This window comes from Brevundimonas sp., assembly GCF_031082345.1.
Classification (GTDB): domain Bacteria; phylum Pseudomonadota; class Alphaproteobacteria; order Caulobacterales; family Caulobacteraceae; genus Brevundimonas.
In genome coordinates this window covers 1-8,310 of sequence record NZ_JAVHLH010000121.1, presented here as the reverse complement: position 1 = coordinate 8,310, position 8,310 = coordinate 1, and the positions used below count along the sequence as shown (strand labels likewise).

The window sequence follows — 8,310 nt, the reverse complement described above, 5'->3', positions numbered from 1 at the left end:
CGCTCGTTCAACGGCGGGGCGGGAAGGTCGGCGGCGGCCTGCGGGCCCGGCGCGCCCTCGGGACGGGCCGGAATCGGCAGGGTCTGGCTCCGCAGGGCGCTTTCCAGCCCCCGCCAACGGCACTCGGTGAAGAAGAAGGCCGGGTCGACCTGCTCCAGCCCGACCGAGGCGGCGAACGCATCCGCGCCCTCGCCGATCAGCATGACATGGGGCGACTGTTCCATCACGGCGCGGGCGGCGGCGATGGGGTGGCGGGTGGTGGTCAGGCCGGCGACGGCCCCGGCGGTGCGGTCGGCGCCGTTCATGATCGCCGAATCGAGCTCGTTGCGGCCGGCGGCGGTGAAGACCGCCCCGCGTCCGGCGTTGAACAGGGGATCGTCCTCCATAATCTGGATCGCGGCCTGGATGGCGTCGAGGGCGGAGCCGCCGTCGGCGAGGACGGCCGAGCCGGCGGCGAGCGCGCGGTGCAGGGCGGCGCGATAGGCGGCGTCCTGTTCGGGGGTCAGGCTGTCACGCTCGATGACGCCGGCGCCGCCGTGGATGGCGAAGGACCAGCGGGCGGGTTCCCGGGACGACTCCTGGGCCGCGGCGGGCGCGGCGAACAGGGCGAGGGCGGCGGCGAGCAGGGGCAGTCGGATGGCTTGGTTCATGGCCACAGGGTCCGCCAGTCGCGGCCGCAACTCAAGTGCCTATGAGGGCGACGCCGGCGGCCAATTTACCCTTAACTCTTGTCCGGTCTTGCTGGCCGTGCTGCTTATGCGCCTTCGCGCGTCAGGTGGGGCGCAGCAAATTCGGGAGTAGGCCGTTGAGTAGAACGGATGGAGGGAGCGCCTTCATGGCGCCGACCGGACCGCAGGTCCGGCGAGCGAGGGAAAAAACCGCATGAATATCGTGATCATCGCCGGTCTGGTCATCACCTTGCTGACGGGTGTGCCCGTCCTGATGCAGATCCTGAAGCATCACCCGAAAGGGCTGATCATCCTGTTCTTCGCCGAGATGTGGGAACGGTTTTCCTACTACGGGATGCGCGGCATCCTGATCTTCTTCCTGACCCAGCATTTCCTGTTCGACGACGCCGCGGCGAGCGCCACCTACGGCTCCTACACCTCGCTGGTCTATCTGCTGCCCCTGCTCGGCGGCATCATGGCCGACCGCTACATCGGCACCCGCAAGGCCATCGCCTTCGGGGCCGTGCTGCTGGTCGCCGGCCACGGCATGATGGCCTTCGAGGGCAGTCCCGCGACCGAGACCCTGACCTACGCCGGCGCCCAGTACGAGGTCGTCAGCGAAGGCCGCGGGGCGGCCCGCGAAGTCGGCATCATGATCGACGGTCAACGCTACGACTTCACGCCCGCCGAGGGCGGAGGCCTGGCGCTGACGGATCTGCCCGCCGACGCCAGCCTGCCGCAGGTTCTGGCCGAGGGCTCCTATGAGCTGGAGCAGACCGTCGACCAGAACGGCGTCAACGTCTTCTACCTGGCCATCTCGCTGATCATCATGGGGGTCGGCTTCCTGAAGCCGAACATCTCCACGATCGTGGGCCAGCTGTATCAGCAGGGCGATCCGCGCCGGGATTCCGGCTTCACCCTGTACTACTACGGCATCAACCTCGGGGCCTTCTGGGCCGCGGTGCTGTGCGGACTCCTCGGCCAGACCGTGGGCTGGTGGGCCGGCTTCGGCCTCGCCGGCGTCGGCATGGCGCTCGGCCTCGTGGTCTTCGTGCTCGGCAAGCCGCTGCTGCAGGGCAATGGCGAACCGCCGAACCCCGAGCTGATCAAACGGCCGCTGCTGGGACCGATCAACCGCGAATGGCTGATCTACATCTCGGCCATCCTCGGCGTCGGCATCGTCTGGTTCATGGTTCAGCGCAACGCCCTGGTCGGCACGGTGCTGAGCATCTCGACGCTGCTCTCGCTGGCCCTGATCGCCTGGATCATCGCCTTCGTCTGCAAGACCTGGGTGCAGCGCCAGCGGATGATGCTGGCGGTGGTCCTGATCTTCGGCGCGGTGGTGTTCTTCACCCTGTTCGAACAGGCCGGCACCTCGCTGAACCTGTTCGCCGACCGCAACGTAGACCTGACCATCACCCCCGTGGCGATGCAGTTCCTCGGAATCACCATCGGCACGCCGGCCCAGCTGGCGGAGGCGGGCATCACGCCCTCGGGCTTCTGGATCGACGCCACCATCACGGCGGCGCAGGTTCAGTCGTTCAACGCCGGCTTCATCCTGATCTTCGCCCCGATCTTCGCGGCGATGTGGGCCTGGCTGGCCAGCAGGAAGATGGATCCGAACCCGACGATGAAGTTCGGCCTCGGTCTGCTCCAGGTCGGCCTCGGCTTCCTGGTCGTTGTCTGGGCGGCCGGGTCCGGCATGGTCAACAGCGCCTTCCAGATGCCGCTGATCATTCTGGCCCTCCTGTACATGCTGCACACGACAGGTGAGCTGTTCCTGTCACCGGTGGGCCTGTCGGAGATCACCAAGCTGTCGCTGCCCTCCGTGGTCAGCTTCATGATGGCCGTGTGGTTCCTGGCCAGCTCGATCGCCCAGTTCGTCGGCGGTCGTATCGCCGGCCTGATGGGCACCGAGACCGTCGGCGGCCAGGTTCTGGATCCGCAGGGCGCGCTCGCCACCTCGCTCGACGGCTTCGGCAAGCTGGGCTGGTGGGGCGTCGGAATCGGCGTCGGCTTCATCCTGATCAGCTTCCTGATCAAGGGCTGGTCGCACGGCGCCAACGACCCGGACAACCATCCCGGGCCGACGCTGACCGACCGCGGCCAGGAGGACGGCAACGTCGCCCGGCCGGGAGCCAGCACGGCCGGCTGATCGCCGACCGAAGGCTGAATACAGGAAGGGCGGGGCCTCGCGGCTCCGCCCTTTTTGGCGCGTCGGGCTGGGCGCGCCGTCAGTTTCGGGGGTTTGGGCTCGCCTTCTTCAGAAGGTCTTCCTTATCTGCAGGAACAGCCACGGGCTCATCTTCGTGCGGCGGACCTCGCGGAAGGCCACCGGGGCGACGTCGCGCGGGCCGGCGTAGATGTCGCGGTCGTAGCCGCTCTCACGATCCGTGGCGTTGCCGACATCCAGCCGAATGGTGGTGTCGGAAGACGGCTTCCACTGGCCGTACAGGGTCACGAACGGCTCGAAATAGAGGGCGCGCACCTCGCGCACCCGGAAGAGGCGGCCCTTGTCCACGTTGCAGCCGTGGTCGAAGCCGTAGGAATACTTCCCGCCCTGCAGGTCGTGGTTGAAATTGATCCCGCAGCCGAAGGCCTGGTTGCCCTGGAAGCGGCGGCTCTCGCCGGTCAGGGGGTCGACGACCTCGGTGTCGACCCAGCTGCCACGGGCCTGAAGGCGCGCATTGGGAACGCCCAGCTTGTCCATGGGCAGGGTCAGGCGGATCTGGAACTGGTCGAACGATCCGTCGCCGACATTGCCGACGCCGTCGAAGCCGCCGACCAGGGGAATGATGTCGATGACGTCCTCGACCTCGCCATGCTGCATCGAGACCTCGAACACGCCCTCGCCCCAGAAGCGGCGCTCGTAGACGGCTTCCAGCAGGGTGGTCTTGTCGGGCTCGAGATCCGGGTTGCCGCCCTCGACCTGGCCGATGTCGATGTCGGCCGAGGCGACGAAGTCGCCGAAGTCCAGCTGGCCTACCTGGCGTTCGGCGCGGAAGCGGAACTGGTGGCCCGTCCATGGGGTCCAGGTCAGCTGGAAGCGGGGCTTGGGATAGACGAAGGACTTGCTCTGATCGCTGTCGCCGGACTGGCTGATCTCGGAAACCTCGACCCGGAGACCGGCCTCGATGGTGAGTTTCGGGCTGGGACGCCAGGTGGCCTGACCGAAGGCCTCGCCGCGCAGTTCCTCGACCTTGACCGAGGACGACGGCAGCGGGATGGCGACGCCGTTCTCCTCGAAGGCGGTGGCGCTGTCGAGGAAGTTGTAGGCGATCTCGCCGCCGCCCTCGAAGGCCCAGCGGTCGTTGGGACGGAAGCGGAGGACGGCGCGGCCGATAGACTCGCCCCGGCTGGCGTCGGCGGAGAAGGTCGATGAGTTCGGTCCGCTGGCCGAGACGCCGACATAGTCCTCGGCTCCGTAGCGTTGCAGGCCGACCAGTTCGAGGCCGAGGCGGGGCGACAGGTCGCGGGTCCAGTTGACGCCGAACTCGCCGTTGACGGAGTCCGACTCCTCGTCGGTGAAGTTGTCGATGCCGGGGCCCGACCGGATCAGCACATCCTGCGACCGGTTGCTGCCGAACCAGCCCAACAACCCGTTGACGCGCAGCTTGCCGCCGGCGAACGGACGCTGGACGGCGCCGGTGGCGCGGACGTTGCGGAAGCGGTCCCACAACACCAGGTCGGCGTCCTGGATCAGGGCGCCCGAAGGGTCGTAGCGGCGGCGGAAGCCGTCGCCGGTGCCGTCGGTCCGGTCGGTGGTGGCGCTGATCGAGCCCTCGATCGAGTTGTCGCCCTCGCGGCGCGAGTACTGGCCGGCGAGGATCGGCCCGAGGTAGCCGTCCGGATACATGTAGGTGTTGAACTCCAGCACCCTCTCGACGGTGACGGTGCGGCGCAGGACGACGTTGGCGACGACCGACTGGCCCTGCATGTCGATCCCCGGCGCGCCGCCGCGGATCAGTTCGATGCGTTCGACGCTGTCGGCGGAGATGCGGCGCAGCACCTGGTCGAGGCTGTCGCTCTTGGACGAAGGCCGGTCGCCGTCGATCAGCACATTGCCCGCCGCGCCGGCGAAGCCGCGCGTGCCGCTGTTGCCGGTGTTGAGGCCGAAGCCGGGCAGGCGGGCGATCATGTCCAGCGCCGTATCGGGCCGGGAGTCGGCGAAGAAGGCCGGCTCGAACACCAGCACGCCCTGCTGGGCGGCGCTTTCGGGGGTCGGCGACTGGACCGGCGTGGTCTGGGCCAGGGCGGGGAACGCCATCACGGACAGGGCTGCGCCAGCCAGCCAGATCGTTTTCGTCATCGTCCCTCTCCCAATTGCGCGGACGGTGCCTGCAGCCGGTTGAGGGCTCCAGTTACAACCCGGACAGGTGGATTAATTCGCCGACAGGCTTGGGGCGGAGAGGTGTCGGGCTCCGCATCGGGCTGGAAATTCCCCTTCGCCAAAGCCACGGGGGACGGGCGGGAGGACTTGTCGCGCCGGAATATTCCGTTATTCTGGAAATATGGAATCAGAAGACGGTATCCGGGCGCTGGCCGCCCTCGCCCAGCCGACCCGGCTGGAGGCTTTCCGTCTGCTGGTCCGGCATGAACCCGGGGGGCTTCCGGCCGGGGAGATCGCGAAGGCGCTGGCGGCGCCCGCCAACACCGTGTCTGCCCACCTGGGCGTGCTGTCGCGGGCCGGGCTCATTTCCTCCGAGCGGCGCAGCCGGTCCATCGTCTATCGCGCCGACCTCGAGCGGGTGCGGGGGCTGGTCCTGTTCCTGCTGAAGGACTGCTGCCAGGGCCGGTCGGAACTGTGCGGTCCGCTCCTGACCGATCTGGCTTGCTGAGGCGAGGGGCCGCCGATGATCGACACTCCGATTTCCAAAACGGGCGGGCCGCGGCGCCTCTCGTTCCTCGACCGCTGGCTGACGCTGTGGATTTTCGCGGCGATGGCGCTGGGCGTGCTGCTCGGCACGGTGGTGCCCGGTCTGCCGGCGTGGATGGACAGCCTCTCGGTCGGCAGCACCAACATCCCGATCGCCGTCGGCCTGATCCTGATGATGTACCCGCCCCTGGCCAGGGTGCGTTACGAAGAGCTGCATCGGGTGTTCGCCGACAAGCGGGTGCTGGCGCTGTCGCTGATCCAGAACTGGGTGCTCGGCCCGGTGCTGATGTTCGCCCTGGCGGCGGTCTTCCTGCGCGACCAGCCGGAATACATGACCGGCGTCATCCTGATCGGTCTGGCCCGCTGCATCGCCATGGTGCTGGTCTGGAACCAGCTCGCCCGCGGCGACAACCAGTACGTCGCCGGGCTGGTGGCCTTCAACTCGATCTTCCAGATCCTGTTCTTCAGTCTCTATGCGTGGGTCTTCCTCTCGGTCCTGCCGCCGCTGTTCGGCCTCGAGAGCAGCGTGGTCGACGTCAGCTTCTGGACCATCGCCGGCGCCGTGCTGATCTATCTCGGCCTGCCGTTCCTCGCCGGCTTCCTGACCCGGCGCACGCTGATCCGGCGCAAGGGCGCCGACTGGTACGAGCGCGCCTTCCTGCCGCGGATCGGGCCGGTCACCCTCGTGGCCCTGCTGTTCACCATCGTGGCCATGTTCAGCCTCAAGGGCGGGGAGGTGGTGGCCCTGCCGCTCGACGCCCTGCGGATCGCGCTGCCGCTGACGATCTACTTCCTGGTCATGTTCGTGGTCAGCTTCCTGATGGGGCGGCTGATCCAGGCCGACTATCCGCGCACAACGGCGCTGGCCTTCACCGCCGCGTCCAACAATTTCGAACTGGCCATCGCCGTCGCCATCGCCGCCTTCGGTCTGGCCTCGCCGGTCGCCTTCGCGGCCGTGATCGGCCCGCTGGTCGAGGTGCCGGTCCTGATCCTGCTCGTCTCCGTGGCGCTGTGGCTCGGCCGCCGCTACTTCCCCGAGACCGCCCCGCCGAAGGATGCGTGCTGAACCCGCGCCGCAGCGTCCCTAGGGTCGGCCCAGTTCCCGCGCCAGGGCGACCAGCACGGCCCGCTTCGCCGGGGGAAGCCGTCCGGTCATGCGGGCGATCTGAAGCACGATCCGCGTTTCCGGATCTTCGATAGAGCCATCGTCGAAGGCGTCGCCGATCAGGGCCGACAACGGCATTTCCAGCGCCTGGGCGATCTGCACCAGCCGGCCGAAGGGAACGGCCATTTCGCCGGTCTCGTAGCGCTGGATCAACTGATGCCCGCCGCCGATGGCCGCGGCCAGTTCGGCCAGGGTCAGTCCCCGGGCGGAGCGGGCGAGCGCGATGCGCTGGCCCAGCAGCCGGTTGTTCCGGGCCTCGGCCGCTCCGTCGGATTTGCGCCTGGTGGTCATATGTCGCGGGGTCCCCGAGCTTCGGAACTAGCGCAGCCGCAACTCAGATTTGTGTCGTTTCGGGGAAGGTTTGCTGGCGCCGGCGCGGCTCAGCGAGCGAGGCCCAGCGGGCCCAGAAGCCAGGTCAGCCAGACGCCGAGCGCCAGAAAGACGCCGAACGGCAGGCGGTCCGAGCCGGACACCCTGCTTCCGGTCAGGAGCCGCGCCGCGACCACGCTCAGCCCGCCCAGGGCGGCCCAGAGCAGGACGCTGGGCAGGCCGATCCAGCCGGTCCATGCGCCGCCCGCCGCCAGCAGGACAGGGTCTCCGCCGCCCAGACCGTCGCGACCCCGGACTCGGCGGTAGGCGCGGGCGACCAGCCAGAGGCCGCCGAACCCGACCGCCGCGCCCGCGAGCGAATCGACCGGCGTGAGCCGGTCGAGAGTCACGGTCGCGAGGAGCCCGGTCCCGAGCAGCGGGAGGGTTAGCGCGTCGGGCAGCCAGAAATGCTCGCCGTCGACCACCGCAATCAGCAGCAGCTGCCAGCCCAGCAGGGCCGTCAGCACGGCGGCGGCGATCGACGGCTGGGTCAGGGCCGCGCAGACGCCTATGGCCGCGCAGGCGAACTCCATCGCCGGGTAGCGGATCGGAATGGCGGCTCCGCAGCCGGCGCACCGGCCCCTCGCGGCGACGTAGCTCAGCACCGGGATCAGCCGCCATGCGGGCAGCGGCTGGTCGCACCCCCGGCAGCGAGAGCGCCCGCCGACGAAGCCCTCCCCGCGCGGAAGGCGCAGGCTGACGAGGCCGAGGAAGCTCCCGGCCAGCAGGCCCGCGCCGCCGAGCGCAGCCGCCAGAAGAGCCGCCCCTGTGTCGATGGTCATCGAAGTCCCCGGACTGTCACACACGATTTCGGGCGGTCAGGACACGCCCGTCGCCCGTGGCTCTACCGTCGGTATGTGACGATCCTGCCGTATCGGGACGGTGTTTCATCGAATGGCCAAAACAACTTCACAGAGGTGCGCCGCAACCGTCACGGTTCGGCGGCCACGGTGTCACAACCGGCTTCTAACGAGAGCGCCGGGCAGGGGGCGAGTTTCGCCGCGATGGGACAGCGCGTCCGGTCGTCCTGCCGAATGATCCTTTGGACCAGACACGGTGGAAACGATGACCGGCCTTCGACTGACAACCCTGCTCGCGATCTCCGCCAGCGCCCTGACTCTCGCCGCTTGCGGCTCGGCCGAGGTCGCCTCGCCCGGCGAAGGCGACTTCGGCGGCGGCTCGGGCAGTCCGCGGCGGGGGTGCCGGGAGGGGGCGGGGTCGGTCCGCCGCCG

Annotated in this window: 7 protein-coding genes; 3 read left to right on the top strand and 4 right to left on the bottom strand. The window is 68.8% G+C overall.

Annotated features, from left to right (window positions below; all coding sequences use genetic code 11):
• On the bottom strand, positions 1-650 hold a 650-nt coding region (locus RDU12_RS09155; RefSeq protein ID WP_308684481.1), incomplete at its 3' end, for an isoaspartyl peptidase/L-asparaginase.
• A 232-nt stretch (positions 651-882) separates the two neighbouring features.
• On the opposite strand from RDU12_RS09155, the gene RDU12_RS09150 reads away from it, so the two are divergent.
• Positions 883-2,823 (top strand): peptide MFS transporter, encoded by a 1,941-nt coding sequence (locus RDU12_RS09150; RefSeq protein ID WP_300290205.1) that lies wholly within the window; start codon positions 883-885, stop codon positions 2,821-2,823.
• A gap of 108 nt (positions 2,824-2,931) precedes the next feature.
• Here RDU12_RS09150 and RDU12_RS09145 read toward each other — a convergent pair whose 3' ends face one another.
• The gene (locus RDU12_RS09145) at positions 2,932-4,977 is read right to left on the bottom strand and encodes a TonB-dependent siderophore receptor (RefSeq protein WP_300290206.1); all 2,046 of its coding nucleotides are present in this window, start codon (positions 4,975-4,977) and stop codon (positions 2,932-2,934) included.
• Between the two features lie 202 nt (positions 4,978-5,179).
• On the opposite strand from RDU12_RS09145, the gene RDU12_RS09140 reads away from it, so the two are divergent.
• Complete coding sequence (locus RDU12_RS09140) at positions 5,180-5,506, top strand: helix-turn-helix transcriptional regulator (RefSeq protein WP_300290207.1); 327 nt, start codon at positions 5,180-5,182, stop codon at positions 5,504-5,506.
• Between the two features lie 15 nt (positions 5,507-5,521).
• Positions 5,522-6,610: an ACR3 family arsenite efflux transporter gene (arsB, locus tag RDU12_RS09135; RefSeq protein ID WP_300290209.1), complete on the top strand. Its 1,089-nt coding sequence runs from the start codon at positions 5,522-5,524 to the stop codon at positions 6,608-6,610.
• Positions 6,611-6,628: 18 nt separating this feature from the next.
• Here arsB and RDU12_RS09130 read toward each other — a convergent pair whose 3' ends face one another.
• Together RDU12_RS09130 and RDU12_RS09125 are read right to left on the bottom strand one after the other, a co-directional pair.
• Positions 6,629-7,000 carry a helix-turn-helix domain-containing protein gene (locus RDU12_RS09130; RefSeq protein WP_300290210.1) on the bottom strand — a complete coding sequence of 124 codons (372 nt, stop codon included), beginning with the start codon at positions 6,998-7,000 and terminating at the stop codon, positions 6,629-6,631.
• Positions 7,001-7,089: 89 nt separating this feature from the next.
• Positions 7,090-7,860: an A24 family peptidase gene (locus RDU12_RS09125; protein ID WP_300290211.1), complete on the bottom strand. Its 771-nt coding sequence runs from the start codon at positions 7,858-7,860 to the stop codon at positions 7,090-7,092.
• Positions 7,861-8,310: the final 450 nt, after the last annotated feature.